Below are 465 nucleotides of genomic sequence, written 5' to 3' on the forward strand. Positions count from 1 at the left end.
GCTCACGACCTTCCACCAGCGCAACCGACAGGCCGGCATCGGCCAGCGCCAGCGCGCACGCGGCACCGACCACGCCACCACCGACGATGGCCACATCAAGGCGCATGCGCCGGCTCATGCGGCTTCTCCGCGGCACAGGCGCGGCACTTCGCCGCGGAAGCCCATCGCGCCACCGACCAGCATCGACTGCACCGAGGCGCGTTGCGCGGCCACCAGGCCGAGGCTGCGCAGCGGCCGCATCAGCGGTGCCGGATTGCTGGTCAGCCGTGCCAGGCCACCCGAGAACGCCACCGTCTGCCGTCGGTCTTCCTGGCGGCGCGCAACATAGGCCTGCAGCAGCACATCGCTGCCGGCATCCTCGTGCGCATCCTCCAGCAGTTCGGCCAGGGTCAGCGCATCGCGCAGGCCCAGGTTGAAGCCCTGCGCACCCAGCGGATGGATGGTCTGCGCGGCATTGCCCAGCAG

2 protein-coding genes are annotated in these 465 nt (G+C 71.2%); both read right to left on the reverse strand.

All coding sequences use genetic code 11. The annotated features are described in order from the left end of the window. A partial coding sequence (locus D7V97_RS46925; RefSeq protein WP_120616315.1) for an FAD-dependent oxidoreductase occupies positions 1-118 on the reverse strand: 118 nt, incomplete at its 3' end. Next, positions 115-465, reverse strand: a 351-nt coding sequence (locus D7V97_RS43645) for an FAD-dependent monooxygenase (RefSeq protein ID WP_199729263.1), incomplete at its 5' end; no start/stop codon positions are given. The genes D7V97_RS46925 and D7V97_RS43645, both read right to left, overlap by 4 nt.

This window comes from Corallococcus sp. CA053C, from assembly GCF_003611675.1.
Lineage (GTDB): Bacteria > Myxococcota > Myxococcia > Myxococcales > Myxococcaceae > Corallococcus.